The following is a 26,886-nucleotide window of genomic DNA, read 5'->3' as shown; positions in this document are numbered from 1 at the left end:
AACGCAAATACTATACCACAAATTGTAGGAGCAAAGCAGAAAGACAACACCAATATAAAACTAAGGTAACATTGCAAAAGTAGTTTTGCAACTTAAAACACCCAACCTCATGTTTACCATCATTAATTGGATAATACTATTATTACTATTAGTTAAAGTAGTTTACGAGGTGGTGTTTTATAAGCGACAAATGAGAAAATATTACCACAGCAAACAGCAGTATTATTTAGGTGTAGGCTTGTGGGTAGCACTATTGCTGTTATGGATGGGGGTAATAATATTCGGTTGGTTTTAGCGAGCAGTAATAAGTCTAAGTCCACCCAAAAGCTGTGGCATAGTTCTGTAGGAGCTATACTTTTTATCCCATTCACCTGATGCTAGGTCTTCACCTAATCGTTGTACTATACGCTCCTCTTCTCCTGCTTGTAAAAAGCCCCATGCCGATTGTGATTTTCTTACCTCCTTATTGAGGAAAGCCTCTGGCCTACCATAGAAGGCTTCTTGAAAACCATCAACACAGTCGAGTGGTATGGGTAGCTCTTCTACCGTACAGTGCCCACCAAGCGCATTGGTAATGGAGGCAATAGAAGGGTAGCGTTGACGCTCAACGTTAATGAGGGCTTGCATGTATTCTTTGTTCCAAAAACGATCCAGCGCATCGGGGTCGAAGGTGAGGATGGCTACTGCACCTTTGGTAACGCGGCGCATCTCTTGTAGCCCTTTAGCCACATCGGGCCAGTGGTGTACGGTGATGGTAGCCATAGAGGCATCAAAGCTATTATCATCAAAAGGCAGCGCATCGGCTTTGGCATTGATAGCAGGTGTTCGGTTTTGTTCCAAGCGTTGTAGGCGCATGTTTAGAGACGGCTCTACCGCTACAATGTATTTATCCTCGGGCTCATAAGAGCCAGCCCCTGCTCCTACGTTGAGTATGGTATGGGCGTTGCTTAGTGCGTTATGGATATATGCCGCTATGCGCGGGTCGGTTTGGCGATGCGCGGCATAGTCTTGTGTTTGTGCATCGTAGTTGAAGGCAGGATTGGTTATATCACTCATGGTGCTGCAAGTTACAGCATCAAATATTTAAGTGCTGTTAAATAAGTGGCTGATACAAATCGTAGTTCTCGTTATCAAAGCACACAAATATCACTTCCTCTAGTTGTTCATTATTGGCTAAAAAGTTTTTCACCTCTGTTGTAGCTATTACCGCAGCTTTATCTTTTGGGAAGCGATAGATACCTGTGCTTATATTAGGAAAGGCAATGCGGCGAACATTGTTCTCTACGGCTAGTAGTAAACTATTACGATAAGCATTGGCTAATAGTTGTTCTTCTTTTTCTTTGCCATTCCACACAGGGCCTACAGTGTGTATCACAAAGGTGGCAGGTAGTTTTCCTGCTGTGGTGATAACCGCTTCTCCTACCTTGCATTTGCCTTGTCGCGCTCTTATGTCTTTACAGGCATCGAGTATGGCCTCACCTCCTGCACGGTGTATAGCACCATCTACACCGCCACCACCTAGCAGAGAGGTGTTAGCAGCATTCACAATAGCATCTACTTCTATTTTAGTAATGTCGCCTTGTATCAATGTGATTTTTGACATGCTGCAAGTTACGGCATCTGACATTAAGCGCTGAAAAAAACACTGTTTTAATATCTAAGAATTAATGACAACTTTGTTGTCTATGAACTTTCTAAGGCAAAGAGACTTTTTATTTTCTAATGCAGAGTTTTATAAGTACCTGCCTGCCGATAGGGCTAAGCTCATATCTGATACAGAGTTGCATATCACTAAAAGAAAGGGGAGGTATGCTATAGTTAAATACTTTAGGCTTTCTGTGTTAGTATTATTATACACTATTGTTTTAGGCTTCTTTTTTATTGTGTGGTACCTAGGTCTTCAGGAGCAATTAAAGCAACTTACCAGTCCTTTGGTAGTTGTAACCTTATTATTTACATGGAATTTGTACCGACAATTATATCCTTCACGTAATATTCATAATAGACTTACCAGAGTTATAAAAGGGGATGGCACTCTGGAAGTGAATGGCGTAACATTCGCTGTAGACAACTCTACAGGTGTGTATGCCGACTGGGAGTCTACAGGGAAACATACAGGTTATTTTGCCATTGGGCTGGTGCTACGTGAGCCGCATAGTATCAAGCGCTATCCCATTATGTCTTGCGAGCGTTACGAGCTGACTACTTATACCAAAGTGATTACCGACTTTACAGGGTTAGAATATGAAGAGAAAGCGCCGATGCCAACTAGCAGGACAATGGATTGGATGATGCGTAAAATATAATGTATATAAATCCTTTCTTTGCAATTACTAATGTCTACCGATAGAATACATATAATTTCTGAAAAAGAGCTTGAGATTAAGAATAGAGGTGATTGGGTGATGCTTGCCAAAGCATTTGTAGTTTTAGGGTTACCTTGTCTAGTTGGTTATCTTATTTACAATGGTACGGTAACATCTATTGTCGAAAAGAGAGGCTTCTTTTCTCTGTTTCTAGTTATGGCAGTATTGGCGTACATATGCTTTAAGGGTTTGATCAGTCCGCTCTTTCTAATAGATAAAAATTACAGATTGTTGAAAGACAGTGGAGTGTTGCTTGTTAATGGTGGGGTGTATACTATAGATGAGTCATCAGGTATCTATAGGCGTAAGGTAATAGTTAGTTTAGGAAATAAAAGAGGGGCAATAGTTTATTATGTAGTTGGTTTAAGGTTAAGAGAACCTAGTAAAGTAATTAATAAAGGATTAATGATTTGTAATGAATACGAAACAATGTCTTATGCTAAAGTATTAGCTAATTATACGGGTTTGGAGATAGAAGACGATATTTTAAACCCTCCTGACTATTATTAATGCCAGCCGATAGAATACATATTATATCTGATAGGGAGCTAGAAATTACCCCACGAAAAGGATGGTTTGTTTTTGCCAGACTTACCGCAGTTCCGTTACTTTTATTTGTTGCTATAGCACCAGTTTTTTTTGTCGACATGATATTGAAAAGTGCCGAATTGAAATTTGTATTCATTGGGTTGCTATTAGCACTAGTTTTCCTCGCTTTGACAGCGCTGATATTTTATAAAATTATTTACAAGCCATTTTATATTGTAAATACAAAAAAATATATCCTGAAAAAAGGTGAGCAATTACAGGTTGGTAGTAAACTTTATACACTAAATAGGGAAACCTCTGGTATCTATATGGGTTTTGAAGAAACACTAAGGTCTTCGGGCTACTATACCGTTGGTTTGCGTATCCGCGCGCCATATAAAATTAAACATTACCCTATACTTACTTGTAAGAGAGAAGAAATGGAAGCTTATGGGAAGGTCTTAGCAGATTTTGCAGGACTAGAACTAGAATACACTTTATTCGGGTAAATTTTACCCCAGCACTTCACTCAATTCCACTCCTAAGCCCTCACATATCTGTTTCATGTACAGGTAAGATGGATTGAAGTCTCCTTGTTCTAAGCGGGATATAGATTGCCTGTCTTTGCCAATAGCATGCGCCACATCTGTTTGTGATAAACCTTTCTCTTCGCGTATTGCTTTAAAACGCGCACCTAGTTTTTTCAACTCTTTTTTATCCGCCTTGCTCAATGGTTGTGGCATACTCAATAGTAAGCCTAGTCTTGAAAATTATTAGCATCCGTACGATTGCTAATTGAAATATTATTTCTAACTTTATCCTTCCAAATAAGATTACCATGAAACAGCAAATATTTAAAGGGTTCGACTATAGTGCTAAGGAGTTATCGGCTTATGCATTCAGTATAGACACTTTTATCATCTCCTTGAAAACGGATGAAATCATCCAGTTTGTCCCTGATGATGCTATTGCTTTTCGTAAGTGGTTGGACGTGCATGGTATTCGTGATGTAAACAACGGTGAGGTATTATTGAAGCATAAATAATATTGCTTTACCTTCAAAGAAGGGTATTGATAATACCCTTCTTTGATTTATATAATAGAACTAAGAGAATGAAATACATAAAACTTAGTGTGCTGTTGGTGAGCCTGCTATTCATTAATAGTGCTTTTGCACAGGAATATAAGCATCAAATTAATTGTTCACCAGTTACGCAGAATTTTCAAGGTTGGTCCGTAGATGTACAGTACAAGTTCATTCGTCCCAAATCAGTATTATACTTCGGGCCATCTATCCTGATCAACCCACCACACAAGGCTCGTAACTATAATGCTGTTTTTAAGAACAAAGCTTATGCCAGCAGTTTGTTACAACATATTATGTTAAAAGCAGGGTATGAATATAGCATCAAGTTTAAAGAAAATGGAGTTAGGCTATTCCCTTTTGCAGAGCTGCATTTTGCTAGGACAGATTTGAAATATGAATATTATCAAGGAATGATTGCTCCAGAAACTTATGATAATGATACTTCGATAAGTATTGTAGAATATAATCTAGTTGATCCTATTATGAAAAATGTATTATTCTTGAACGTCAATTTAGGTGTTGGTATTGAGATTCCACTTGCCAATCGAATTAGCTTACAAGAAAGAGTTGCGCTAACTCAAAATACTGCATACTTCGATGATAATATTAATGGGACGCAATCCTTTTTCTTCAGTTTTGGCTTTTTTCACTCATTGGGTTTGAATTACTCTTTTAAATAGTTGCGGTATTTTGAAAAAGATAATTATTGTATTGATAGCATTATTAAGTACGTTCTCTATCAAAGCGCAGAAAAAAGAAAGTCGTTCATCTTTTCTTATTAGTCCGTATGTGCTAGCCGATGTGGGTAGGAGTTACAATCTTGTTTATCAGTATTACATTAACGATAAATTTCGTGCTTATCTGGGGGTAAAGTATCATCAGAATTTTTTAACCGATGCAAAACTAGATAGTGAGGAACTACATCATCGTTTTCACGCAAACAGTGAGGCTCAAAAGATTGGCTTAAATGCAGGTGTGCAATATTTCATTAAATGGAAATATAGCATTGCCAAGCCTTATGTCTATTACGATTTGAGTTATTCGCGTATGGATACAAGAGCTTTTGTTTTGTCAGATAATGATACCACAATAAATCAAAATTCAAAAAGGCAATTACTTACTCCTGTTAAGTACTATAATGTAAGTGCATTTGAAAATAACATTGGGCTAGGTTTGTTAGCAAATATTGCTGGTGGTCTCTCTATTAATCTACGAGGAGGCGTTGGGGCAAACTTTATATTTAACCTTCCTGAGATAAAATATACAAGTGGCATGCATATTAATCCTAGCTTTCAGTTTGCTGTAGGGTTACAATATGCCATTCCTTCAAAGTAGAATACACGCATTATGTGAGACTGCTTCGTTCCTCGCAGTGACGTGTGTTGTTTAGACTGCATTGTTTATACACAGGAGATTTCTCGCGATGCTTGAAATGACAAGGGGTGAGCTTCATTTTTTTCGTCATTGCGAGGAGTGTAGCGACGTGGTCATCTCACAATAACAAGTACACGTATAACGTGAGACGGCTTCGTGCCTCGCAGTGACGAGGGATTATGTGCATTTTATTTTAACATATAAAAAGCGTATATTTGCTATAGTAAATTAGTCTAAGATCCCTATCATGAAAACCAATCCTACCCACACAGCTACACAGCAGAAACACCAAACATTCGTAACCCAATACCTGCTCACGGGCGATGCCGTGCAAGCCTATACGACAGCCTATCCCAATGCACATGGCGAGGCGGCAAGAGCCGCAGCATCGCGGTTACTAGCGCGCCCCGAAATAGCCACGCAAATAGCCCAGGCACAGCAGCAGGCACGCAGCACCGCGGTAGCTGCGCTGGAAGTCGTTACCAGCCAGCACTTACAACAGGAGTATGTCTCCATAGCAGAGAAGCGGGCGATACTCGCCAAGATGATAGGTGGCGACTGGAAACGAAAACGGTACATCAACCTGCGCCAGCGCGTAGAGCTGGTAGAAGAAGGCATTAGCAACCATGCCCTGCTGCGCGCCATAGAGCTGGATACCAAGCTCGCCATCATGCAAGAACAGCTGGTAGCCATAGAGGTAAAGGAGGAAGCAACAGAAGACATAGAAGAGGGCAGCGAAGAGCAGATAAAGCGCAGCATCCCCTTCCCCAAATATGGCGATAAAGAGGCCATGCGCTTCTGGTGCAATTATCATTACGGTGAGGGCTATTACGATAAAATAGCCACTGGCGATGGTACGCCCGCCAATCCGCTACGCCCCAATACAGCCGCCTCTGTTAACAAAACCTGACATTTTAACGTTATGGGCTGCATATAGTCGGCATCTCGAATTATATTTGCAGCAAATTTGAAAAAATACAGATATGAGTTTTATAGCTAACATTCATGCCCGTCAGATATTAGATAGTCGTGGCAACCCAACAGTAGAAGCAGATGTGATCACCAGCGATGGCTTTAGAGGCCGTGCAGCTGTGCCTTCGGGAGCCTCTACAGGAAAGCACGAGGCGGCAGAGCTTCGCGACAATGTGAAGAAAGAATATATGGGCAAGGGCGTGATGAAAGCAGTAGAATTTGTGAACTCTTCTATAGCTGATGAGCTATATGGTTTCGACATTACCGACCAAGTAGGTATCGACAAGGCTATGATAGCCCTAGACGGTACGCCTAATAAAAAGAAACTAGGTGCTAATGCGATACTTGCCGTGAGCTTGGCAGCAGCCAAAGCAGCAGCACAGGCATCGGGCCTTAGCCTATACCGCTACATAGGTGGTGCTAATGCAAGAACACTACCTGTGCCGATGATGAACATCTTGAACGGTGGTGCGCACGCGGATAACAAAATTGACTTCCAAGAGTTTATGGTAATGCCTGTGGGTGCTTCTTCTTTCAGCGAAGGGCTACGTTGGGGTGTGGAGATATTCCACCACCTAAAGGCGGTACTAAAGAGCAAAGGATATAGCACGAATGTAGGTGACGAAGGTGGTTTTGCACCGGATATCCAAAGCAATGAAGAAGCTATTGAAACTGTACTATTAGCCATCAAAAAAGCAGGCTACAAAGCAGGTACTGATGTAATGATAGCTATGGACGCTGCTATCAGTGAGCTATACGATGCTAAGAGCAAAAAATATGTATTCCACAAGAGCGATAATAGAAAAATGACCAGCGCACAAGTGGTAGACTACTGGGCAGATTGGTGTAAGAAATACCCAATCGCTTCTATAGAAGATGGTATGGATGAAGATGACTGGAAAGGATGGGCGAGCATTACAGAAAAGCTAGGTGCGAACACTCAATTGGTAGGTGACGATCTATTTGTTACTAATGTAAACCGTTTGAGCCAAGGTATAGAGCAAGGAGTAGGTAATGCACTACTAGTGAAAGTAAACCAGATAGGTACACTTACAGAAACTATTGAAGCGGTAACTATGGCACAGCGTGCGGGTTACAACACTGTAATGAGCCACCGTAGTGGTGAAACAGAAGATTCAACTATTGCTGACTTGGCAGTAGCGTTGAACTGCGGACAGATCAAAACAGGTTCTGCCTCTCGTAGCGATCGTATGGCGAAGTACAACCAACTATTAAGAATTGAAGAGGAGTTGGGAGAAAATGCCTATTATCCGGGAAAAGACCTTAAATTTGGTCTATAGTGAAAAAGGTATTCCGCATACTGCTCAATAAATACTTACTCACGGCTATAGCTTTTATAGCTTGGGTAGGATACTTCGATCAGAATGATTGGATCACCCAACAACGCAAAAAGAGCGAGCTACAAGAGTTGAAACAAAACGTTGTGTACCTCAAGGCCGAAACTGCAAAGATGAAAGCCGAAAAGGAAGCCATAGTTAACGACCCAAAGGCATTAGAAAAATTTGCCCGCGAGCGTTACCACATGAAAAGAGACAACGAAGATGTATATATATTCGAGTAGCATAACAAATCGTAACAATTTGTAACAAATCATAACAAAGCCGAAGCAAAATGCTTCGGCTTTGACCTTTATGAAGATTTTCTTCTTTGTAGTTCTTTATTTATTAAGCTGAGTTCTCGGCTGGTTTGTCCTGCTACTGAGGTGTTCTCCTGCGCGCGTCGCATCAAGTACGGCAGCACATCCTTCACAGGTCCGTATGGTAAGTATTTCGCCACGTTATATTTACTATGCCCCAAGTTGAAGGAGATATTATCACTCATGCCGTATAGCTGCGAGAACCACACGCGCTCATTATCAGCAGGGATATTGTGCTCGTGCATATATTTGGCAGCTTCATAGCAGCTCTTCTCATTATGTGTTCCGATGAATACGGCTAGTTTGTCTAGACGTTGTAAACAGAAAAGTACTGCCTCGTCGTAGTCTTTATCAGTGACGGCTTTTGTAGTTTGTATGGGATCTTCGTAGTTCATCTTTATACTACGTTCGCGCTCTTTCTCCATATATGCGCCACGTACCAATTTAGCGCCAAGAATATAGCCTTTGCTGCTAGAGTGTTCGAAAGATTCCTTTAGGTAAGGCAATGCAATAGTAGTATAAAGCTGGAAAGTATTAAAAACCCATGCTTGAGTTTTGTTGTAGCGTTCCATCATCAGGTTCGCTAATTGGTTGACAGGTTTTTGTATCCAAGTCTCTTCAGCATCTATTAATATCATAACACCTTCTGCAGCACCAGTTTGACAAATAGTGTCGATCCTATTATTTACTCTTTGCCACTCCTCTGTTTCGGCAGTAGATAAATGTTCGTTTTTATGGATTTTTTCTAATAATCCAAAACGAGCAAACCCTGTTACTTTAATCGAAATAAAAGGGATATTGTCTTTAGAGCCTGCATATTTAATTGCCTTAATAAATTCTGGAACAGCTTTATCAAATTCACTTTCACCATCTTTTCCTTCCACTCCATAATCTAGTATGACATTAACATTGAAGGGAGCAAGTACTTCTGATGTTTTAGCCGCAGCTTCCATAGTTTCCCCTCCACAAAATTGTTGAAAGATAGTTTTCTTTACAATGCCACTAATTGGTAAATGCCAGTTAATGGCCCAAGTAGTTAAGCTCATCCCTAGTTTGGTAATTGAAGGGGAGCCAATAGCTGCAAATAACAATTGAGCTGTTTTTAAAGCTTTGTTGGTACGATATTTGAAAGCTATTTCCGTGTTGTCAAATTCAGGAAGCATATTCTATTATATGAGCTGCAAAAGTACTTTGGAAGATTGAATGAAGGAAATTTATCCTCAATTTGTCATTGTACTGTATTAAATAGCCTGTTTTATACCTAAATGCCAACTAAATAAGTAAAATATTTTGTCTGATTGACTAGATAATTATTAACTTTACGATTCTATAATTTATTAAAAAACGTATCAAATGATGAAAAAATTACTTTTATCTATTTTGGGTGGTGCTGTTGCACTTGGCGCGTATGCACAACAAAATAGTACAGATGCATTGCCTTTTGTACAAAAAGCAAATGAGCAATATAGAGTTCCGGTTAAGCAGGACTTCTCTTTAGTTTCTGCAGGACCTAGTGATGCAGTGAGATTTAAATCTAACTCAGCTAATAAAACTACTGGTGCTGGTGGTAAAAGATGGTACAACCACTTTAGCCTTGTTGAGCAATTCTTCGCTACAACACTAGCAAATAACACTTTTGTACAGTCTATCTGGTTTGACTCTACAGTAAAACAAAGATTCAATACTGGTCTTGGTACAATTAACTTCTCTGCAGTGAGCCAAGTAATTGATCCATTTGATGCAAGTATGTTTAATGACCCATCATTTGCTTCTGATATTAGAATTCAAAGCTTTGATGCTTATACAGTTGACTCTGTAAGTATTAGAGGTGCGTATGTAAGAATGCCTGGTCAACCAGCTAACCAAGTTGATACTATGGTTTTATCTGTAATTCCTATGGATAACATCGCATGGTTCTTAACTAAATCTAACTACCCAAGCATTTCTAACTATATTACTGGTGATACTCTATATGGATATTCTCCAGTTAATGCTGATAGTGCAACTCGCTCTGCATTACCAGGTACAAACGTTGTAAACAACGTACCTAGATACTGGAAAGAGCCTTTGACTGCTGCTGACGGAGATACTCCAAACACTACAAACAACACTGTTACTGTAAGAACTTATGTATTTACTGTTCCTCGTGGTGGTTTAAGTGTAGGTGCTGGAGACCGTTTTGCTGTAACTGCAGCGTTCAAATCTGGTGGTACTTGGAATGCTAACGTTGACTCAGTAACTGCTCTTCACCGTTTCATGCCGATCGCTGGTGCGGTTGCTCCAAGTACTGCAATGCCTTACTATGCTAACTCTCCTACAAGCAGTAGAAGTATGGCTGGTTTGATGTTCTCTACTGGTGGACGTTTTGTTCCTTCTGTACACATCGAGGTATTTAACACTACAGCTTATGCTCAAGAGTTCTTCAACATTGGTGCTCACGTAACATGTGCTACTTGTGAAACTGTTGGTATCAACGATGTTAACACTTCTGTTATCAGCGCTTCTAAAGCATATCCAAACCCTGCACAAGGTCAATTATTCGTTCCATTTGCATTGAACGCTACAACTAATGCAACTGTAACTTTGACTAACACTGTAGGTCAAATCGTTAAAACTCAAAGCTTCAATAACGTAAACGAAGGTAGAGCTGAATTCTCTACTTCTGACTTAGCTAACGGCGTTTACTTCTACACTGTAGAAGCTCAAGGTCAACGTCAAACTGGTCGCGTTGTAGTAGCGAACTAAGTAGATATTTAAATCTATTATAATAGAAGAGGGTAACAGAAATGTTACCCTCTTTTCTTTTTTTTAAAACAATAGTTTATTATTGCACACGTCCGTGTTAATTTTTTGATCGGGTTAAATAAAAGAGTATATAAAAAGAAAACGAATAGAGAATGGCAACAAACCTGCTTATAGTGGAGTCTCCGGCAAAAGCAAAGACTATTGAGAAGATATTGGGCGAAGAGTTTCAGGTGAAATCTTGTTACGGGCATATACGTGATTTGAAGAAAGAGGATATGGGGATAGATGTTAAAAACAATTATCTGCCCTCTTATAAAATATCTGATGATAAAGAAAAGGTAGTAAAGGAGTTAAAGTCACTTGCCAAAAAATCGAAAGAAGTATGGTTGGCAACGGATGAGGACCGTGAAGGAGAGGCGATATCTTGGCACTTATGCGAAGTTTTGGGGTTAGACCCAAGTACAACTAAGCGTATTGTGTTTAGTGAGATAACTAAGAAAGCAATAAAAAAAGCTGTTGAGAATCCAAGAACTGTGAATATGGACTTGGTAAATGCTCAGCAGGCAAGAAGAATACTAGATAGGTTAGTAGGTTTTGAAATATCGCCGATCCTTTGGCGTAAGATAAGCATGCGCAACAATCTATCGGCAGGTAGGGTGCAGTCGGTTGCTGTAAAGTTGATAGTGGAAAGAGAACGTGCTATTAATCAGTTTCAACCTGTAAGTAGTTTTAAGGTTGAAGGTTTTTTCAACGCTCCTGACTTAAATAAAAAGAAGATCACTTTTAAAGCCGAAGGTGATAAGCTAAGCGATGTAACTAAAGCAAAGGATTATCTTGAACAATGTGTTGGTGCAAAGTATACAGTACAAGATATACAAGTTAAGCCTGCTAAAAAGTCACCAGCTGCTCCTTTTACAACATCTACACTACAACAAGAGGCCAGTAGAAAGTTAGGCTATTCTGTATCTAAGACCATGTTGCTAGCGCAAAAGTTGTATGAAAATGGACATATTACTTATATGCGTACCGACTCAGTAAACTTATCGGATACGGCACTAGAAGACACAAAGAAGAGTATAATAGAAATGTATGGTGAAGCATATCACCAACAACGAGCATATAAGACTAAAAGCGATTCGGCTCAAGAAGCGCACGAAGCTATCAGGCCTACTGATATGAGTAAAACATCAGTAACCAATGCTGACCAAAGTAGGCTGTACGACCTGATATGGAAGCGTACTATGGCTTGCCAAATGGCAGATGCGCAGTTAGAACGTACAACGGCAAAAATAGAAGTGTCTACCAATGGAGATCTGTTTACGGCTAAAGGTGAGGTGATGAAGTTCGAAGGTTTCTTAAAGGCATACGCAGAAGGTAAAGATGAGGAGGATGAAGAAGATGACAGCACAGAAGGTATGTTGCCACCACTAACTGTAGGTCAAGAGTTAGACTTGAAAGAGATGAGAGCTACAGAGCGTTTTACTCGTCCTCAAGCAAGGTTTACAGAAGCTTCTCTAGTGAAAAAGCTCGAAGAGTTAGGTATCGGTCGCCCGTCAACATATGCGCCTACTATTAGCACGGTACAGAATAGAGGTTATGTAGAGAAGAGAGAAAAAGAAGGAACCCCAAGAGAGTATGATGTACTAACGCTACAAAATGATAAAATTGAAGAGCGTAAGGATACTGAGAATGTAGGTGCGGAAAGAAATAAACTATTCCCTACCGATCTAGGAATGGTGGTAGTAGATTTTTTGAGTGAGCACTTTAAAAAAGTAATGGACTACGGCTTTACAGCCAAGATAGAAGGGGAGTTTGATACTATTGCAAAGGGGCAACTGGTATGGAATGAAATGTTGCACAACTTCTACACTCCTTTTCATGAGAATGTAGAACATACGCTGGAGCATGCAGACAGGGTAAGAGGAGAACACGCATTAGGTACTGACCCGGAAAGTGGTAAGCCTGTAATAGCTCGTTTGGGTCGTTTTGGCCCAATGGTACAAATAGGAGATAGTGAAGATGAGGAAAAGCCACGTTTTGCAAAACTACGCCAGCACCAGAGTATAGAAACGATCACCTTCGAAGAAGCGATGGAGTTATTCAAACTACCTAGAAAACTAGGTTTGTTTGAAGGGGAAGATGTCGTAGTAAATATTGGTCGTTTTGGCCCTTATGCACAACACATGGGTAAGTTCTACTCTTTGAAGAAAGAGATGGATCCTTACAAAGTAGAATTGGATGAAGTAGCACCACTAATTGTGGAGAAGCGTAAGGCACTAGCAGAGAAGACAATTAAGGTATTTGAAAAAGAGAAAATAAAGATATTCAAAGGGCCTTACGGTCCTTATATAAAGCAAGGTCTTCGCAATTTTAAAATTCCTAAGGAAAGACACGAGACAGCTGCTGATATAACACTGGAAGAGGCTCAGGCTATTATTGAAGAAATAAAAGCCAACCCACCTAAGAAAACTGCTAAGGGTAAAAAGAAGAAGTCGTAAAATAGTAGTAACTTAAGTGTAGAAGAATTAGTTCTGAATGCCAGAAAAGAAAGAAATATCAGCACTATTGCGGTTGATAGACGACCCTGATACGGAGGTGTTTGATACCGTTGCAGATAAAATACTCAACTATGGTACCGAGATCATAGGTGATCTGGAACAGCTTTGGGAGATAACTGTTGACCAAAATGTACAGGAGCGTATTGAGCATTTAATACATCGTGTTCATTTCCAAGATCTGGAAAAAGATTTTTTTGACTGGAGCAATCAGGAAGATCCCGAATTGATAACAGGAGCTATGTTGATCGCTAAGTATCAATTTCCTGAGCTTAATATAGATGTTGTATTAAAGCAGTTTGAAAAGATTCGTAGAAATATTTGGTTGGAGCTAAATAATTATCTCACACCATTGGAGAAGGTAAATGTACTGAACAGTATTCTTTACAACTACTATAAATTGGAAGGTCATGAGCTAACAGAGCGAGAGCCCAAGCACTTCTTTATCAATCAAGTACTGGAGAGTAAACAAGGTAATCCTTATGGTATAGGAGCATTGTATTTGGCTTTGTGCGAACAGTTGGACATACCTATCTTCTGTGTAGATATTCCTAAGCAGTTGGTGTTTGCTTATGTAGATACTTTACATCACTTCTACAATCCATACGATGAGGCTGTTCAGCAAATTCAGTTTTTCATAGATCCTATAGGTGGTATGGTATATACTCAAGCAGATGTAGATGCCTATTTGAAAAAGATAAATGCAAAGGATAGTGAAACTTATTTCACACCATTAACTAATAAGCAGGTTATCTTTAAGATGCTGGAGGAGCTAAGCCTTTGCTATAGATATAATAGAGATGACCAAAAGGCCGACGAGATACAGCATTTAATGCATATAGTAGTACGCGATAGTAGTGACGATGATGTAGCGCAAGATGAGGATCAGTTCTAATAGCTAGAAAAAGCAGATAATCCCTCTTTTATTTCCGTTAAAGATAATGGCTGAATATAAGCCTTACCAATACTATGCAGTAATACAAAGTCTATGGTATCGCCATTGCTTTTCTTATCCATGGTCAATGCTGCTAGTACTTTGTCTATATCTATTGTTCTGCTAGTAGGTAGTAAGTAGTTGGTTAATGTTCTGCTAATAGTTTCGTTAAGCGGGGCTGCATTTTTTTCTGATATGATACTGGCAACGAGCATACCCAATGCTACTGCTTGCCCATGAGGTAGCTGATAAATACTCTCTATAGCATGCCCTGCTGTATGGCCAAAATTGAGGAGTTTTCTTGTGCCCTTTTCTTGTTCATCTGCTTGAACGATCTTGTTTTTCCAGTCTACACATTTATTAATGATGTAGGAAAGGGCAGTTTTGTCTTGTTGATAGTAACTAAGGTTGTTAGTAGCTAACTCTTCAAAAAGAGGTTGGTCGAACAAGCAACCGTACTTAATGATTTCAGCGAATCCGTTACTCCATTCCTCTTGTGGTAGCGTGTCCAGAAATCTAGCGTCGTACAATAAAAACTGAGGTTGATTGATACAGCCTAGGAGGTTTTTATGAGTATGATAATTGATGCCATTTTTACCACCTACAGAGGCATCAACCATTGCAAGTAGGCTAGTGGGTGCAAACCCGAATGGGACGCCTCGCATATATATGGAGGCAATGAAGCCCGTGATGTCTGTAACAACACCGCCACCTACGCCCAGTAGAAAAGTCTTACGATGAGCTTTGTGCGCTATTAGTTGGTCGGTTATAGACGTAATGGTCGTTAGGTCTTTGCTTTGCTCGCCGGCAGGTATGGTTATAACCGCTTTGAAGGGTTGAAAAAGCGTATGATACTGCTCGTATACATTACTGTCTGTTATGATGATACATTGTTTAATGTCAATGAGCTCATTTACTGCCGCAAAGGAGCTATTGAAGTGGTATTGTACCGTTCCCGTAGGAAATGAAACAGAGTATTGCATACAGGTATAAAGGTAGTGGATATTATACTATCACACATGCTGATAGTAACGTATAGATTATTGATGTCAGTAAAAGGGTTTAGAACGAGGTAATTCGTAACTTTGCCCTTCTGAAAAAATACAAGCAATGAGTAGGAACGGAAAGGTTTTGGTAGCAATGAGTGGTGGTATTGATAGTACCATCAGTGCGTTAATGCTTCATAATCAAGGATATGAGGTGGTAGGTGTGACCATGAAGACATGGGACTACGCTACTGCCGGAGGCGGAAAGAAGGAGACTGGTTGTTGCAATTTGGATTCATTCAATGATGCTAGACAAGCGGCTGTAGAGCATGGTTTCCCCCACTATGTATTAGATATCAGAGAGGAGTTTGGAGATTTTGTTATCAATAATTTTGTTGAGGAATATATTGCAGGTCGTACACCCAATCCTTGTGTATTGTGTAATACCCATATAAAATGGGCTGCTCTGCTAAAGCGTGCTAATGCGTTGGATTGTGAATTTATAGCTACAGGGCATTATGTGAAAGTGAGGGAAGAAAATAACAGACATATTATTTCTCGTGCTAAGGACTTGACAAAAGACCAGAGCTATGTGTTGTGGGGGCTGGAGCAAGATTGCCTGAGTAGGAGTATCTATCCTTTAGGAGACTATTTGAAGACCGAAGTACGTCAAATAGCAGCTGATATGGGCTATGAAGAGCTCTCTAAAAAAGCAGAGAGTTATGAAATATGTTTTGTGCCAGATAACGATTATCGCGGCTTCTTAAAAAGAAATGACCCTAGCCTTGAGGAAAGAGTAGCTGGTGGGGATTTCTTGTCTGTTACAGGCGAAAAAATAGGTACGCATAAAGGTTATCCTTTCTACACCATTGGGCAACGTAAAGGGCTTGGAATGACCTTTGGCAAGCCAATGTTTGTTACTAAGATCAATCCTGAGGACAACACCGTAGTATTAGGCGAGGCAGAAGACTTAAAGCAATCTGACATGCTTGTAAGTGGATTGAACCTGATGAAGTACGATACGATACCTGACGGTATGGAAGCCGTCACCAAAATTCGCTATAATGATGCTGGTTCGGAAAGTAAGTTGTACATGCAAGGTAACGACCTAAAAGTGCATTTTGACCACTCTGTAAATAGCATAGCGCCGGGTCAGTCTGCTGTATTTTATGAGGGTGATGATGTGATCGGTGGTGGTATTATACGCGCCGGGTTTAACTGATAATCAATTAAATATCAGTTAATCGCCATATTATGGGCAAAATCCTTTGTTCTGCAGCAAGAAAATATTAACTTTTCGTTTCTTTAATTATATTTACAGAAACAACGTACATCGATATAGTATGAGTAAGAAGTCACTCTCTTTTATATTGTTTGCTGCATTACTAACACTAGTATATGTATCATGTAAGAAAGCAGACGAGGTACCAGCGCCATTAGGGCCTACTTCAAAGTATTATCCTTTAGAGAGGGGTAAATATGTTATCTATAACGTAGACTCGACAAAATGGGATGATACGTTTTGTGTAGCAATAAAGCGTGCTTACCAAATAATGCACACGGTTGCAGACACTTTTACTGATAATAAGGGTAGATTATCTTATAGAATAAATACACGTATTCGTAAAAAGGCTACAGATCCTTGGGAGGTTCAAGATGTGATCTACGTAACTAATACGGGTGCTACTTTGGAGATGGCATATGCCAACTTACGTTTCATTAAGCTTACTTTCCCTGTGAAGCAAGGTAATACTTGGAAGGGTAATTCTTTGATCCCTACCGCAGATCCTGACTTTGCTTATTTTGATGATTGGGATTATACTTATGACAGAGCAAATGTACCTTATAGTACAGGAGAGGTTCAATATGAGAATGCTGTAGAGGTTAGCCATGTAGACAGAGCGGTTAACAGCCCTGATGTATTCCCTAACGACCCTGCTTCACGTACATTTAGTAGAGAGGTATACGCGCCAAATGTAGGTATGGTGTATCGTGAATATGTTCGTTGGACTTACGACCCGCAAACTACTAAGTGCCGTAAAGGTACTGGTGTAATTATGCGTGCCGTAGACCATAATTAATATTGAAATTATTATGCGTTGGTGTTGGGTTTTGTGTTTTTTGACGGTAGTACTTTGTGGTGAGGCCACAGCACAAACACAATACGCATTTAGAATAAGTTTTACCGACAAAGTGGGTGCTCCTTCAACGAGTAACCCACTTGTTTTTTTATCACAACGTGCGCTGGATAGACGCACTGCTCAAGGTATAGCTGTAGATTCTATAGATAGGCCTGTCTCTCCCACATACATTGATAGTGTACTGAAACTAACCAGTGGTAAAAGACATGTGGTCTCTAAATGGTTGAATACTTTTGTTGTCTTATTGAACGATTCTTCAAAGATCCTCAACCTACAAGGAAAGACCTTTATTAAAGAGGTGAAATACATCGCCTTTTTTCCATCGGGCTTACATAAGCCTTCGGGTGATAACTCCAAGCATGAAGAGCAGGGTACTCTAAGTAAAGCAACAGGTACGGCTGCCTATTATGGTGCTACTTATGACCAAACAAAAGCATTGAATGGGGATTATTTGCATGATCTGGGGTATAAGGGCGAGGATATGCTTATAGCTGTGTTTGATGAAGGGTTTAGACATGTAGATACTGGGCCTGCTTTTGATAGTATGATGAAGTCGGGTAGATTGGTAGATCAGCACAATTTTGTATTAGATAACAATACTGTTTTTGACTATTCCACACACGGTACTTATTCTTTATCTGCTATTGCGGGAAACCTTCCGGGCATCTATGTAGGATCGGCACCACGAGCAAAATTTGCCATATACTGTACCGAGCATGGTAGTACCGAACAACCCATTGAGCTGGATAACCTTGTGGCAGCACTTGAGCGATCTGATAGTGTGGGGGCTGATGTGGTGAGTATCTCTTTAGGGTATAATGAGTTCTTTACTCCGGTGCCTTATACTATAGATTATGCTACAGAGCTGGATGGTAAAACTACCGTTGCTGCAAAGGGTGTAAATATTGCTACCTCGCGCGGCATGCTTATTGTGCCATCGGCAGGAAATGAGGGCAACAATTCATGGAAGTATATACTTACACCGGGTGATGCTGATAGCGCGCTTACTGTGGGTAATGTGAACATTAATAAACAACCTGCTTCTGCTAGTGGCTATGGCCCTAATGCTGCGGGAACAATAAAGCCTAACGTATGTGTAGTAGGGCAGCCTGCTGCATTAATGTTGAGCAATACAACGCCGGCATCTATTAGCGGTACTTCTTTTGCTACACCTCAACTGGCGGGGTGGGCAGCTTGTTTGATACAGTCTACTAAAGATCCAACACCTTATAAAATTAGAACGGCTATAGAAAAGAGTGCCCATATATATACAACGCCTGGTGCACAGTTGGGCTATGGCGTACCCGATTTTAGAAAGGCATTTAACTTCTTGCATGTAGACTCGCCTATTGCTGCATCTTCCGACTGGCTGCAAGTAGGGCCAAACCCTTTTACGAATACTTTAGATATTCGTTTGTTGCAGAGCTTCAATGGTCAGTTAGACATCTTGCTTACAGATGCTACAGGTAAGGTAGTGTATCAGCTTAATAGTAAGGCCTTTCAAGGGTCCCAGAAAATAACCTTAGATCTGCCCGAGCTATCTCGTGGGGTATACTTTTTAAAAGTGATCACCGATAGTGATGAACGTTCGGTAAAACTGGTGAAACGTTAGATCATTTTGTGAGTATGGCAATAAACATATTGTCTGCTCGGTTTTCAATACCTTTTATGATTTGCTGGTGTTCCAATTGCAGCCCTGTTTGTTTAGTTATTTCGGCTACAACATTTTCATTCTCTTCACGGAAAACAGAACAAGTAATATAATAGAGCTTCCCTCCTTCTTTTAAATAAGCGGCTGCATTTACTGCAATATTGGTCTGCCTTTTATTGAAGTCTTCCAATGTGTCTTGTTGGAAGAAATAATACTGCTCAGGCGTGCGTGCCCAAGTGCCCGAGCCTGTGCAGGGTACATCGCACAGTACATGGTCAAATAGGCTGTCTTCTAATTTGCTTTTTAGTTTATCAGCATTGGTTACGTCTACCTTATGCACGGTAGGTAGTATATGGCTATACTTTCTAAAACGTTCTTTTAGGTTTACCAATATAGTTCGGCGAGCGTCTGATACGGTAAGGTTGACTAAGGGCTCTATGTCTTTTACTAAAAGAGATTTGCCCCCTGCTCCTGAACAGGCGTCCCACCATTCTTCTTCGGGTTGTGGATTGAGAAAATCACCAACAGCTTGCGAAGAGGCATCCTGCACCACATACATATGTTCAGGCAGCATCTTGTCAATAGGGGTGCCATTGGGTAGGGCAATACAGGTGTCTGTTAGCTGCTCATACTCTACACCTTCCTTGTTGAAGAAGCTAAGCAACTTGTCCATGTCTTTACGTACACGTAAGAACAAGTCAGGCTGTTCCAGAAGGCTGTCTATCCATTCTTCTTTGGTAATGCCATCTGATAGGTCAATTTCATCTGGGAAGTTTTGATTAGGGTTGTAGGCGTCTTCATGTGTAGTTACATCACTTAATAACCATTCTATATGCTTGTTTTGTATGCCGCATACTACTAAGCAAGTGGCTACTTTTTCATTAATGGGTAACTCGGCAGGGAGTCCTTTAGCACAGCGATAATAGCTATAGACCATCTCGTTGAGTATACGCCTATCTCTACTGCCTAGTTTTTTATTGTTCTTATAGTATTCTTTTAAGAAGATAGGAAGCGGAGTAGCCCCGTCGAAAGAAGCTATTATAGCTGCTATATGTTGCCAGATGTAACGCATGAGGGGCAAAAGTACGAAAGCCCCGCTTATTGCGAGGCTTTTAAAATATTGCATTCTCTACTTTATCATCTTGTTGGTAATGACAGGGGTGTTATTTATGTACAATGAATATATATATAAGCCTTGAGGAAGGTGGCTTGTATTTATTTTTAATTGTCCATTCCCTGTATGAGTAATTGGATGTTTAGATATAACTTTTCCAATTTGGTTAAAAAGGATAATAATTGCATTTTCCTCGACTTTAGGTAAAGTATAAGAGATGGTCATTTGGTCATTTACTGGGTTAGGGTAGTGAGTAAGTGACGCTTTTTCACTATTTGTAGGGGCTATTGATACAGTAGTGTCTCCGGTACTGCAATCATAATTCGGGAAGTTGTCGGTATCTATAATTATATTATTCTGAAATTGAGTAGATATAGTACCTACTATATTTAGTCCTATTGGGTTGTTGGGATGTTTCTGACTTTGAGGAGCTGGCTCATTTCTTACTATCACCTTTAAGGTGTGCGTGCCTCCACTTAAAGAATATTTATGTATGGCACTATTTAGGTGGTAGGGAGTGTTATAAAAATAAGTATTGCCTTGGTTAGTTACAATTTGGTGATTGTCAATATATACCCCAATTAGAAAGTTGTCACATCTGATATCCATATCAATTAGAATAGAGTCAGATGCATCTGACTCTTCAGTGCATAATTTGAACTGACGTTCGAATACTACGTAATGACCCGCAGTATCTGGTTCAGTTGCTGCCCAATTATCGTCCATCAAGTTAGGTCCAATAGCTAGCCAATGTGTTTTGTTAGGGATAGTAACAGTATAAGGAGGGTAAGACACGTGCCATACTTTACTTGTGTAGGCTTTATAAGGAAGCGTAGCTCCGGAAGGTAATGTCAAGTAGTTATTGTTGCCAGTTAGTGATGTAGCAACCTTTGTAATCGTCCAATTTAAGTCTTGAGCACCAAGTGTTAACGTGTTTTTTGTTACATTATTGTAGCCTGTATTTATAGTTAATGTGTTGACTAGTTGTGCTGAAGTAGTTTGAATTCCAAAGGCGAATATTGCTAGCAGTAGTATGTTGGGTAACCTCATTTTATAGGGCTTTTAATGTATTGTAAATATACTGGTTTTTTATACAACACAATAAAGCCCCGCTTATTGCGAGGCTTTTGAAAAGTATATGATTTAAAACTTATAGTTCTAATAAAGTCTGTACAGGGTCTTTACCCATTAGCATTAGCTCAGGGTTTTCTAATAACTCCTTAACACGTACTAGGAAACCAACCGACTCACGACCGTCGATGATACGGTGGTCGTAACTCAATGCTAAGTACATCATTGGTCTTACTTCTATTTTGCCATCTATTACCATAGGGCGCTCTTGTATTTTGTGCATACCCAATATAGCACTCTGTGGTATATTGATAATAGGAGTAGACATCAACGAGCCGAATACTCCACCGTTGGTAATGGTAAATGTACCACCTGTCATTTCTTCAATGGTCAGTTTATTATCACGAGCTTTCAACGCTAGGTTTTTCACTTCTGCCTCTATCTCGTGCATGCCCATGCTCTCTGCATTGCGGATAACCGGTACTACCAATCCTTTTGGTGCAGATACAGCAATGGAAATATCGCAATACTCGTGGTATACTATTTGGTCACCATCGATGTATGCATTTACTGAAGGCCATTCTGTAAGTGCATAACAACATGCCTTAGTGAAGAAAGACATGAAGCCAAGGTTCACACCATGTAGCTCTTTGAATTTCTCTTTATACTGCGAACGGATCTTCATGATGTTGGTCATATCTACCTCGTTGAAGGTAGTCAACATCGCAGTTGTGTTTTTAGCTTCTACAAGGCGACGAGAAACCGTCTTACGAAGGTTGCTCATTTTCTTTCTGTCCTCGTTTCTGCTGGCTACACCACCACCTATACGTCCTGGATTTTCTAAAGCGGCAAGTACATCTTTCTTTAAGATGCGTCCGTTTTCTCCTGAGCCTTTCACATCTCCAGCAGATAGTTTTTTGTCTGCCATTATATTTTTAGCTACAGGCGTAGCATTTGCTTCTACTTTTGGAGCCGCTTCAGCAGCTTTGGGTGCTTCGGCTTTCTTTTCTTCTTTGGCAGGAGCTGCTTCTGCAGCAGGCTCACCAGCACCTTCAGGGCGCTCGGCTGTGTCATCTATCTGACAAGCTACGTCGCCAATATTTAAGTCTGTGCCCTCTTCAGCAACAACTTTAAGAATACCTGCTTTTTCAGCATTCAGCTCAAATGTTGCTTTTTCTGATTCTAGTTCGCAGAGTAGTTCATCTCTTTCTACCCAATCACCATCACTTTTCAACCAAGTTACCAAGGTTACTTCACTGATTGATTCGCCAACAGGAGGCACTTTAATTTCTATCATTGGAAAAATTATCGTTTGCGGCTGCTAAATTAGCAAACACCCTTTGATTAATCAAAAATACGAGGATAGATGGGATTTTTTTACTCTTGGGGGTAGATTATTTCATTAAATTCATGCCCCAACGGCATAGTAAAAGCCCAATAGCCACACTAGTGGCAATATATAGAATAGATGTTATCGTTCTTTGCTCATTGATAAGCGCATTGTTTTCTAACGCAAAAGTGGAAAAAGTGGTAAATGCTCCACAAAATCCTGTAGCCAGTATCAACCAGCCTTGATCTTCCATCCAACTGCTACGCTGCCCCAGCCCAAATAGTAATCCTATTAGGAAACACCCCAGAATGTTTACTATAAAGGTGGCATAGGGAAAAGGGTTAGTAATATACTTATTGATAATATGACTAATGCCATATCTGGCTATACTACCAAAGAATCCTCCAAGACCAACTAGCAAAAATGCGCGTATCATAATGATAAAAGTAAAAATTATCAGGAATAAATCATGGATACAAAAAAGCCAAGTGTACTATCACACTTGGCTTTATCAGGTTGCTATATAAAAGTCTTACTCTACCCAGTCTGCTATGAACATATTGGTTTCGCGAGTGCCACCATTGTTACGGTTGGAGCTGAATAATAAACGCTTACCGTCTGGAGAGAACATAGGGAAGGCGTCAAAACCCCCGTCATGAGAGATCTTCTCAAGACCTGTGCCATCCAGGTTAATGATATAAAGGTTGAAAGGGAAACCTCTTTCATACTCATGGTTCGATGCGAAAATGATACGTTTGCCATCAGGCATCCAGTTAGGTGCCCAGTTGGCCTGTCCAAGGTTGGTTATTTGTTGCACATCGCTACCGTCAGCATTAGCTACAAATACTTCCATGTTGGTTGGCTTTACTAAACCTTGAGCCAAAAGTTCTTTGTATTCTTTTACTTCTTCCTCAGTTTTAGGGCGAGATGCACGCCATACTATTTTGCTGCCATCAGGTGAGAACCATGCACCACCATCGTAACCCAATGTATTGGTGATCTGCTTTATACCTGTACCGTCAAGGTTCATAGTATATAGGTCTAAATCGCCATTACGTGTAGAAGTAAAAATCACTTTGTCTCCTTTAGGGGAAATAACAGGCTCTGCATCATATCCAGGCTCTTTAGTTACCTGCTTTGTGATGTTGCCTTCAAGGTCTGCAATGAATATGTCGTAGCTATCGTAGATTGGCCATACGTATTTGTTACCATGATCTTCTCTTTTAGGTACAGGAGGACAGTCTTTACTACCTAGGTGTGTAGAAGAGTACATCACATGTTTACCGTCAGGCATCATATAAGAACAAGTAGTTCTACCCGTACCTGTGCTTACCAACTTATATTCAAATTTGTCTTCTTGAGTATTAGGTAATACACCGTAAAATATGCGGTCGCATTCGATACCCTCTTCAGGGTTAGTACGTTGGAAAACCACAGATTTTCCATCGAAGCTGAAGTAAGCCTCTGCATTATCACCTCCAGTGGTTAACTGGATAACATTGCTAAAATGTTTCTCATCCGAGTAGGTAAGTGTGGTAGCATCTACCTCGCTTACCGGGGCACCATGCCCATGATGTGCATGAGCTTCTTGATCTCCCTGAGCACCTTCTTGTTCTGAATGCTCGCTACCGCCACAAGCTGCAAAAAGCAATGCAGCCAATACAATACTATATTTTTTCATTAATTCTAGATTTGCGCGCAAAGGTACTGACGCACCTATAAAGGATTTATTAAAAGCGGGAAAGATTTGTCATGTGATTGTCATAGCTTCTTCTCGTAAGCCAAAGTGTTTATATTGTAAGGTGCTATAAATAGGACGTTATGCTTAAAAATGTAAATAATTCACCTCATTATACTTGGGGTGATAATTGTGATGGCTGGCATTTGCTAGACTCTAGTGAATTAAGCGTTATTCAGGAACGCATGCCTCCTGGTACGGAAGAAGTACTGCACTATCACAAGAAGGCACAACAGCTTTTTTACGTTTTATCAGGTAAGGCTACTTTTTATATAGAAGAGGAACAAATAGTAGCAGAACAGGGAGATAGTATCTATATCAAGCCCAATATAAAACATTGTATCAAGAACGACACTGTTGATAAAGACCTAAACTTTTTGGTTATATCGCAACCTAAATCGCATGGAGATAGGGTTGTGTTATAAGCTACTCAAGTCAAAAGTTTCTTTCAGGCGTATTCTGCCTTTTTCATCGCGGTGTACGGTAGCACATTCATTTTTAGGGTCGTGCTCGAATACCAATACCCAATCGTTCTCAACAGCAAGTGTCAGCATTTTTTCTTTTTCTGCCAGTGTATCTAGCGGACGCATATCATAGCCCATTACCCATGGGAGTGATATATGTGCTACACTAGGTAGTAGGTCGGCACAGAAAAGTAGTGTTCTGCCTTTGTAGTCCATCTCTAAAAGCATCATCTGCTCAGTATGTCCATTGCAATAGCGGATGCGGATACCTTCTATCCATTCGGCACCATCTGTAGTATCTATATATTTCAATACGCCTGCTTCTTCAAGTGGTACAATGTTTTCTTTTAGAAAGCTAGCTTTCTCACGAGCGTTTGGGGTAATGGCCCAGTCCCAATGTGCTTTGTTGGTATAATATGTTGCATTAGGAAATGCAGGTATTAGTTTGTCACCTTCACGTTTTACTGAACCGCCACAATGGTCGAAGTGTAGATGAGTTAGGAATACATCGGTAATATCTTCTGGTTTATAGCCGTGCTTAGCAATAGACCTTTCAATTGTATCCTCACCATGGGGGTGGAAGTGACTAAAGAATTTTTCATCTTGCTTGGTCCCCATGCCATTATCTACCAATATCTTTCTATCGCCATGCTCTATAAGCAGGCAGCGCATAGCCCATGTACATAGATTATCATCATCGGCAGGGTTTACTTTTTGCCACATTACCTTAGGCACAACACCATGCATTGCACCACCATCTAGTTTAAAATATCCTGCGTTGACCGTATATATATTCATGTTCTTATGTTACTGATGTTTGTAAATGATCTCTTTTAGCTCTCTTGTAGGCTATATACAAAAGTACAGCGCCTATGGCGAAGAAACTAAATAGGGCTACTATAGAGTTGCGCATGCTACCCGTTAGCTCTTCTATATAGCCAAAGGAGAACATTCCTATTACAATAGCTAGTTTCTCAGTTACATCGTAGAAGCTAAAGAAAGAGGCTGTGTCTTTGGTTTCGGGCATGAGTTTAGCGTAAGTAGAACGACTAAGTGATTGTATGCCTCCCATAACCAAACCTACAAGTGTTGCTATGATATAAAATTGCATGGCTGTTTGCACAAAGTAAGCAAACACACATATGCCTATCCATATAAACACCACACCAAGTAATACTCTTAGGTTGCCAAAACGGTCGGACAGCTTTGCCATAAGGTATGCTCCTGCAATGGCTACCAGTTGTATGATAAGTATGGTAGTGATGAGTTGACTGGTTTCTAGTTGTAGCTCTTTACTGCCAAAGATGGTGGCTGCCAACATAACGGTCTGCACGCCCATACTATACATGAAGAATGCACCTAAATAGGTTTTGAGTATAGGCATGGTCTTTATCTTTTGCCATACCTTCTTTAGCTCATGGAAGCCATTGGTCAACACATTATGTTCAGGATGCTGCTCCAACGGTTGCCCTTTTGGTAAACCCCTTAACGATACTTGTGCAAAAACAAACCACCAAACACCTACCAGTAAAAAGGATAGTCTTGGAGGGAAGGTTGCGTCAGTAATACCAAATAGCTCTGGCTTCATCACAAATACAAAGCATATGATCTGTAGTAGTACACTACCTATGTATCCGTATGCAAATCCTTTAGCACTCAGTCGGTCTCTATCTTCCTCCACGGCAATCTCTGGTAGAAAGGCATTGTAGAATACCAAGCTGCCACAATAGCCAATGGCTGCTACAGCAAAGAGTATAATGCCAAGTTCTAAAGTGCTGCCATCAAAGAAATATAGCCCTGCGCATGCAGCTGCTCCTAAGTAGGCAAAGAACTGCATGAACTGTTTTTTATTGCCTTTATAGTCGGCAATAGAAGATAGTATAGGGGAGATGAGTGCGATGACCAAATAAGCAGCCGCTGCGGCATAATCAAACAAGGCTGTATTGGTAAAACTGATACCAAAAAAATCAACCTTATCGTTGATAATTACATCGTTCTCCTTCACAGATGTTACTGCGGCATAATATATGGGGAAGATGGTAGAGGTAATAACCAAGTTGTACGCAGAATTGGCCCAATCGTACATGGCCCAACTACGGTGTATCTTTTTAGTATTCGCTTGTGCCGTTGCCTTCATAGAACTAAAATAGTCCATTTACTAAAGGAAACATAT

General features: G+C 40.3%; 29 protein-coding genes. 17 read left to right on the top strand and 12 right to left on the bottom strand.

Features of this window, described 5'->3' with window-relative positions; translation table 11 throughout:
* Positions 1-109 precede the first annotated feature (109 nt).
* Positions 110-295: a hypothetical protein gene (locus R2800_14195; GenBank protein ID MEZ5018205.1), complete on the top strand. Its 186-nt coding sequence runs from the start codon at positions 110-112 to the stop codon at positions 293-295.
* Here the strand turns inward: R2800_14195 and R2800_14190 are convergent.
* On the bottom strand, positions 292-1,056 hold the full coding sequence (locus R2800_14190; protein ID MEZ5018204.1) for a class I SAM-dependent methyltransferase: 765 nt from the start codon (positions 1,054-1,056) through the stop codon (positions 292-294). The two genes, R2800_14195 and R2800_14190, sit on opposite strands and share 4 nt — an antisense overlap.
* A 37-nt stretch (positions 1,057-1,093) precedes the next feature.
* Positions 1,094-1,603 carry an O-acetyl-ADP-ribose deacetylase gene (locus tag R2800_14185; protein ID MEZ5018203.1) on the bottom strand — a complete coding sequence of 170 codons (510 nt, stop codon included), beginning with the start codon at positions 1,601-1,603 and terminating at the stop codon, positions 1,094-1,096.
* An 82-nt stretch (positions 1,604-1,685) separates the two neighbouring features.
* Here R2800_14185 and R2800_14180 point away from each other — a divergent pair, with 82 nt between their 5' ends.
* Genes R2800_14180 through R2800_14170 form a run of 3 tightly spaced genes read left to right on the top strand, consistent with a single transcriptional unit; the run spans position 1,686 to position 3,403 of the window.
* Positions 1,686-2,306: a hypothetical protein gene (locus tag R2800_14180; GenBank protein MEZ5018202.1), complete on the top strand. Its 621-nt coding sequence runs from the start codon at positions 1,686-1,688 to the stop codon at positions 2,304-2,306.
* Positions 2,307-2,336: 30 nt separating this feature from the next.
* On the top strand, positions 2,337-2,876 hold the full coding sequence (locus tag R2800_14175) for a hypothetical protein (GenBank protein MEZ5018201.1): 540 nt from the start codon (positions 2,337-2,339) through the stop codon (positions 2,874-2,876).
* Positions 2,876-3,403 (top strand): hypothetical protein, encoded by a 528-nt coding sequence (locus R2800_14170; protein ID MEZ5018200.1) that lies wholly within the window; start codon positions 2,876-2,878, stop codon positions 3,401-3,403. Before R2800_14175 ends, R2800_14170 begins: the two co-directional genes overlap by 1 nt.
* 3 nt (positions 3,404-3,406) lie before the next feature.
* On the opposite strand, the gene R2800_14165 is transcribed toward R2800_14170, so the two are convergent.
* Entirely contained in the window at positions 3,407-3,637 is a 231-nt protein-coding gene (locus tag R2800_14165; GenBank protein MEZ5018199.1) for a helix-turn-helix transcriptional regulator, read from the bottom strand.
* A 95-nt stretch (positions 3,638-3,732) separates the two neighbouring features.
* Here R2800_14165 and R2800_14160 point away from each other — a divergent pair, with 95 nt between their 5' ends.
* From R2800_14160 to R2800_14135, 6 genes are all read left to right on the top strand, one after another.
* On the top strand, positions 3,733-3,939 hold the full coding sequence (locus tag R2800_14160; GenBank protein ID MEZ5018198.1) for a hypothetical protein: 207 nt from the start codon (positions 3,733-3,735) through the stop codon (positions 3,937-3,939).
* Positions 3,940-4,007: 68 nt separating this feature from the next.
* Positions 4,008-4,661, top strand: coding sequence for a hypothetical protein (locus tag R2800_14155; protein MEZ5018197.1), 654 nt, complete (start codon positions 4,008-4,010; stop codon positions 4,659-4,661).
* Between the two features lie 10 nt (positions 4,662-4,671).
* Positions 4,672-5,316, top strand: coding sequence for a hypothetical protein (locus R2800_14150; GenBank protein MEZ5018196.1), 645 nt, complete (start codon positions 4,672-4,674; stop codon positions 5,314-5,316).
* A 286-nt stretch (positions 5,317-5,602) separates the two neighbouring features.
* Positions 5,603-6,265 (top strand): terminase small subunit, encoded by a 663-nt coding sequence (locus R2800_14145; protein MEZ5018195.1) that lies wholly within the window; start codon positions 5,603-5,605, stop codon positions 6,263-6,265.
* 73 nt (positions 6,266-6,338) lie between these two features.
* Positions 6,339-7,628: a phosphopyruvate hydratase gene (gene eno / locus R2800_14140; GenBank protein MEZ5018194.1), complete on the top strand. Its 1,290-nt coding sequence runs from the start codon at positions 6,339-6,341 to the stop codon at positions 7,626-7,628.
* Entirely contained in the window at positions 7,628-7,909 is a 282-nt protein-coding gene (locus tag R2800_14135) for a septum formation initiator family protein (protein MEZ5018193.1), read from the top strand. The genes eno and R2800_14135 overlap by 1 nt, the downstream gene beginning before the upstream one ends.
* Before the next feature lie 68 nt (positions 7,910-7,977).
* Here R2800_14135 and R2800_14130 read toward each other — a convergent pair whose 3' ends face one another.
* On the bottom strand, positions 7,978-9,147 hold the full coding sequence (locus tag R2800_14130) for a proline dehydrogenase family protein (GenBank protein ID MEZ5018192.1): 1,170 nt from the start codon (positions 9,145-9,147) through the stop codon (positions 7,978-7,980).
* Positions 9,148-9,337: 190 nt separating this feature from the next.
* Between R2800_14130 and R2800_14125 the strand changes: the two genes are divergently transcribed.
* The 3 genes from R2800_14125 to R2800_14115 all read left to right on the top strand — a co-directional run bounded on the left by R2800_14125 (position 9,338) and on the right by R2800_14115 (position 14,179).
* Positions 9,338-10,729 (top strand): T9SS type A sorting domain-containing protein, encoded by a 1,392-nt coding sequence (locus tag R2800_14125; protein MEZ5018191.1) that lies wholly within the window; start codon positions 9,338-9,340, stop codon positions 10,727-10,729.
* A 152-nt stretch (positions 10,730-10,881) separates the two neighbouring features.
* Positions 10,882-13,227 (top strand): type I DNA topoisomerase, encoded by a 2,346-nt coding sequence (topA, locus tag R2800_14120; GenBank protein MEZ5018190.1) that lies wholly within the window; start codon positions 10,882-10,884, stop codon positions 13,225-13,227.
* A 37-nt stretch (positions 13,228-13,264) separates the two neighbouring features.
* A complete protein-coding gene (locus tag R2800_14115) occupies positions 13,265-14,179 on the top strand; it encodes a transglutaminase family protein (protein MEZ5018189.1) in 915 nt (304 codons plus the stop codon).
* On the opposite strand, the gene aroB is transcribed toward R2800_14115, so the two are convergent.
* Positions 14,176-15,201 (bottom strand): 3-dehydroquinate synthase, encoded by a 1,026-nt coding sequence (aroB, locus tag R2800_14110; protein ID MEZ5018188.1) that lies wholly within the window; start codon positions 15,199-15,201, stop codon positions 14,176-14,178. The two genes, R2800_14115 and aroB, sit on opposite strands and share 4 nt — an antisense overlap.
* 127 nt (positions 15,202-15,328) lie before the next feature.
* Between aroB and mnmA the strand changes: the two genes are divergently transcribed.
* The 3 genes from mnmA (at position 15,329) to R2800_14095 (ending at position 18,957) form a co-directional block, all read left to right on the top strand.
* A complete protein-coding gene (gene mnmA, locus R2800_14105) occupies positions 15,329-16,426 on the top strand; it encodes a tRNA 2-thiouridine(34) synthase MnmA (GenBank protein MEZ5018187.1) in 1,098 nt (365 codons plus the stop codon).
* A gap of 121 nt (positions 16,427-16,547) precedes the next feature.
* A complete protein-coding gene (locus tag R2800_14100) occupies positions 16,548-17,285 on the top strand; it encodes a hypothetical protein (protein MEZ5018186.1) in 738 nt (245 codons plus the stop codon).
* 13 nt (positions 17,286-17,298) lie between these two features.
* Entirely contained in the window at positions 17,299-18,957 is a 1,659-nt protein-coding gene (locus tag R2800_14095; protein MEZ5018185.1) for a S8/S53 family peptidase, read from the top strand.
* Between the two features lies 1 nt (position 18,958).
* Here the strand turns inward: R2800_14095 and R2800_14090 are convergent, their stop codons facing one another.
* From R2800_14090 to R2800_14070, 5 genes are all read right to left on the bottom strand, one after another.
* Positions 18,959-20,068, bottom strand: coding sequence for a hypothetical protein (locus R2800_14090; GenBank protein ID MEZ5018184.1), 1,110 nt, complete (start codon positions 20,066-20,068; stop codon positions 18,959-18,961).
* Positions 20,069-20,125: 57 nt separating this feature from the next.
* Positions 20,126-21,160, bottom strand: a complete 1,035-nt coding sequence (locus R2800_14085; GenBank protein MEZ5018183.1) for a T9SS type A sorting domain-containing protein — start codon at positions 21,158-21,160, stop codon at positions 20,126-20,128.
* 100 nt (positions 21,161-21,260) lie between these two features.
* The gene (odhB, locus tag R2800_14080) at positions 21,261-22,478 is read right to left on the bottom strand and encodes a 2-oxoglutarate dehydrogenase complex dihydrolipoyllysine-residue succinyltransferase (protein ID MEZ5018182.1); all 1,218 of its coding nucleotides are present in this window, start codon (positions 22,476-22,478) and stop codon (positions 21,261-21,263) included.
* Positions 22,479-22,575: 97 nt separating this feature from the next.
* The gene (gene crcB / locus R2800_14075) at positions 22,576-22,947 is read right to left on the bottom strand and encodes a fluoride efflux transporter CrcB (GenBank protein MEZ5018181.1); all 372 of its coding nucleotides are present in this window, start codon (positions 22,945-22,947) and stop codon (positions 22,576-22,578) included.
* A 96-nt stretch (positions 22,948-23,043) separates the two neighbouring features.
* A complete protein-coding gene (locus R2800_14070) occupies positions 23,044-24,192 on the bottom strand; it encodes a hypothetical protein (GenBank protein MEZ5018180.1) in 1,149 nt (382 codons plus the stop codon).
* A 140-nt stretch (positions 24,193-24,332) separates the two neighbouring features.
* Here R2800_14070 and R2800_14065 point away from each other — a divergent pair, with 140 nt between their 5' ends.
* A complete protein-coding gene (locus R2800_14065) occupies positions 24,333-24,674 on the top strand; it encodes a cupin domain-containing protein (GenBank protein MEZ5018179.1) in 342 nt (113 codons plus the stop codon).
* On the opposite strand, the gene R2800_14060 is transcribed toward R2800_14065, so the two are convergent.
* Positions 24,669-25,511: an MBL fold metallo-hydrolase gene (locus R2800_14060; protein MEZ5018178.1), complete on the bottom strand. Its 843-nt coding sequence runs from the start codon at positions 25,509-25,511 to the stop codon at positions 24,669-24,671. The genes R2800_14065 and R2800_14060 overlap by 6 nt on opposite strands.
* Positions 25,512-25,515: 4 nt before the next feature.
* Positions 25,516-26,850 carry an MFS transporter gene (locus R2800_14055; protein MEZ5018177.1) on the bottom strand — a complete coding sequence of 445 codons (1,335 nt, stop codon included), beginning with the start codon at positions 26,848-26,850 and terminating at the stop codon, positions 25,516-25,518.
* Between the last annotated feature and the right edge of the window lie 36 nt (positions 26,851-26,886).

Origin of the sequence: Flavipsychrobacter sp., from assembly GCA_041392855.1 — a bacterium.
Taxonomy (GTDB): domain Bacteria; phylum Bacteroidota; class Bacteroidia; order Chitinophagales; family Chitinophagaceae; genus UBA5543.
Note: the sequence above shows the minus strand (reverse complement) of the source record. Positions and strands in the feature narration are given on the sequence as shown.

Excerpts from the sequence above, each read along its gene's own strand:
- topA (MEZ5018190.1), top strand. The coding sequence starts at position 10,882 with ATGGCAACAAACCTGCTTATAGTGGAGTCTCCGGCAAAAGCAAAGACT.
- R2800_14095 (MEZ5018185.1), top strand. The coding sequence starts at position 17,299 with ATGCGTTGGTGTTGGGTTTTGTGTTTTTTGACGGTAGTACTTTGTGGT.
- R2800_14165 (MEZ5018199.1), bottom strand. The coding sequence starts at position 3,637 with ATGCCACAACCATTGAGCAAGGCGGATAAAAAAGAGTTGAAAAAACTA.
- R2800_14070 (MEZ5018180.1), bottom strand. The coding sequence starts at position 24,192 with ATGAAAAAATATAGTATTGTATTGGCTGCATTGCTTTTTGCAGCTTGT.
- R2800_14065 (MEZ5018179.1), top strand. The coding sequence starts at position 24,333 with ATGCTTAAAAATGTAAATAATTCACCTCATTATACTTGGGGTGATAAT.
- R2800_14130 (MEZ5018192.1), bottom strand. The coding sequence starts at position 9,147 with ATGCTTCCTGAATTTGACAACACGGAAATAGCTTTCAAATATCGTACC.
- R2800_14115 (MEZ5018189.1), top strand. The coding sequence starts at position 13,265 with ATGCCAGAAAAGAAAGAAATATCAGCACTATTGCGGTTGATAGACGAC.
- R2800_14060 (MEZ5018178.1), bottom strand. The coding sequence starts at position 25,511 with ATGAATATATATACGGTCAACGCAGGATATTTTAAACTAGATGGTGGT.
- R2800_14195 (MEZ5018205.1), top strand. The coding sequence starts at position 110 with ATGTTTACCATCATTAATTGGATAATACTATTATTACTATTAGTTAAA.
- eno (MEZ5018194.1), top strand. The coding sequence starts at position 6,339 with ATGAGTTTTATAGCTAACATTCATGCCCGTCAGATATTAGATAGTCGT.
- odhB (MEZ5018182.1), bottom strand. The coding sequence starts at position 22,478 with ATGATAGAAATTAAAGTGCCTCCTGTTGGCGAATCAATCAGTGAAGTA.
- aroB (MEZ5018188.1), bottom strand. The coding sequence starts at position 15,201 with ATGCAATACTCTGTTTCATTTCCTACGGGAACGGTACAATACCACTTC.
- R2800_14180 (MEZ5018202.1), top strand. The coding sequence starts at position 1,686 with ATGAACTTTCTAAGGCAAAGAGACTTTTTATTTTCTAATGCAGAGTTT.
- R2800_14145 (MEZ5018195.1), top strand. The coding sequence starts at position 5,603 with ATGAAAACCAATCCTACCCACACAGCTACACAGCAGAAACACCAAACA.
- R2800_14085 (MEZ5018183.1), bottom strand. The coding sequence starts at position 21,160 with ATGAGGTTACCCAACATACTACTGCTAGCAATATTCGCCTTTGGAATT.
- R2800_14175 (MEZ5018201.1), top strand. The coding sequence starts at position 2,337 with ATGTCTACCGATAGAATACATATAATTTCTGAAAAAGAGCTTGAGATT.
- crcB (MEZ5018181.1), bottom strand. The coding sequence starts at position 22,947 with ATGATACGCGCATTTTTGCTAGTTGGTCTTGGAGGATTCTTTGGTAGT.
- R2800_14125 (MEZ5018191.1), top strand. The coding sequence starts at position 9,338 with ATGATGAAAAAATTACTTTTATCTATTTTGGGTGGTGCTGTTGCACTT.
- R2800_14170 (MEZ5018200.1), top strand. The coding sequence starts at position 2,876 with ATGCCAGCCGATAGAATACATATTATATCTGATAGGGAGCTAGAAATT.
- R2800_14160 (MEZ5018198.1), top strand. The coding sequence starts at position 3,733 with ATGAAACAGCAAATATTTAAAGGGTTCGACTATAGTGCTAAGGAGTTA.
- R2800_14155 (MEZ5018197.1), top strand. The coding sequence starts at position 4,008 with ATGAAATACATAAAACTTAGTGTGCTGTTGGTGAGCCTGCTATTCATT.
- mnmA (MEZ5018187.1), top strand. The coding sequence starts at position 15,329 with ATGAGTAGGAACGGAAAGGTTTTGGTAGCAATGAGTGGTGGTATTGAT.
- R2800_14055 (MEZ5018177.1), bottom strand. The coding sequence starts at position 26,850 with ATGAAGGCAACGGCACAAGCGAATACTAAAAAGATACACCGTAGTTGG.
- R2800_14190 (MEZ5018204.1), bottom strand. The coding sequence starts at position 1,056 with ATGAGTGATATAACCAATCCTGCCTTCAACTACGATGCACAAACACAA.
- R2800_14100 (MEZ5018186.1), top strand. The coding sequence starts at position 16,548 with ATGAGTAAGAAGTCACTCTCTTTTATATTGTTTGCTGCATTACTAACA.
- R2800_14185 (MEZ5018203.1), bottom strand. The coding sequence starts at position 1,603 with ATGTCAAAAATCACATTGATACAAGGCGACATTACTAAAATAGAAGTA.
- R2800_14090 (MEZ5018184.1), bottom strand. The coding sequence starts at position 20,068 with ATGCGTTACATCTGGCAACATATAGCAGCTATAATAGCTTCTTTCGAC.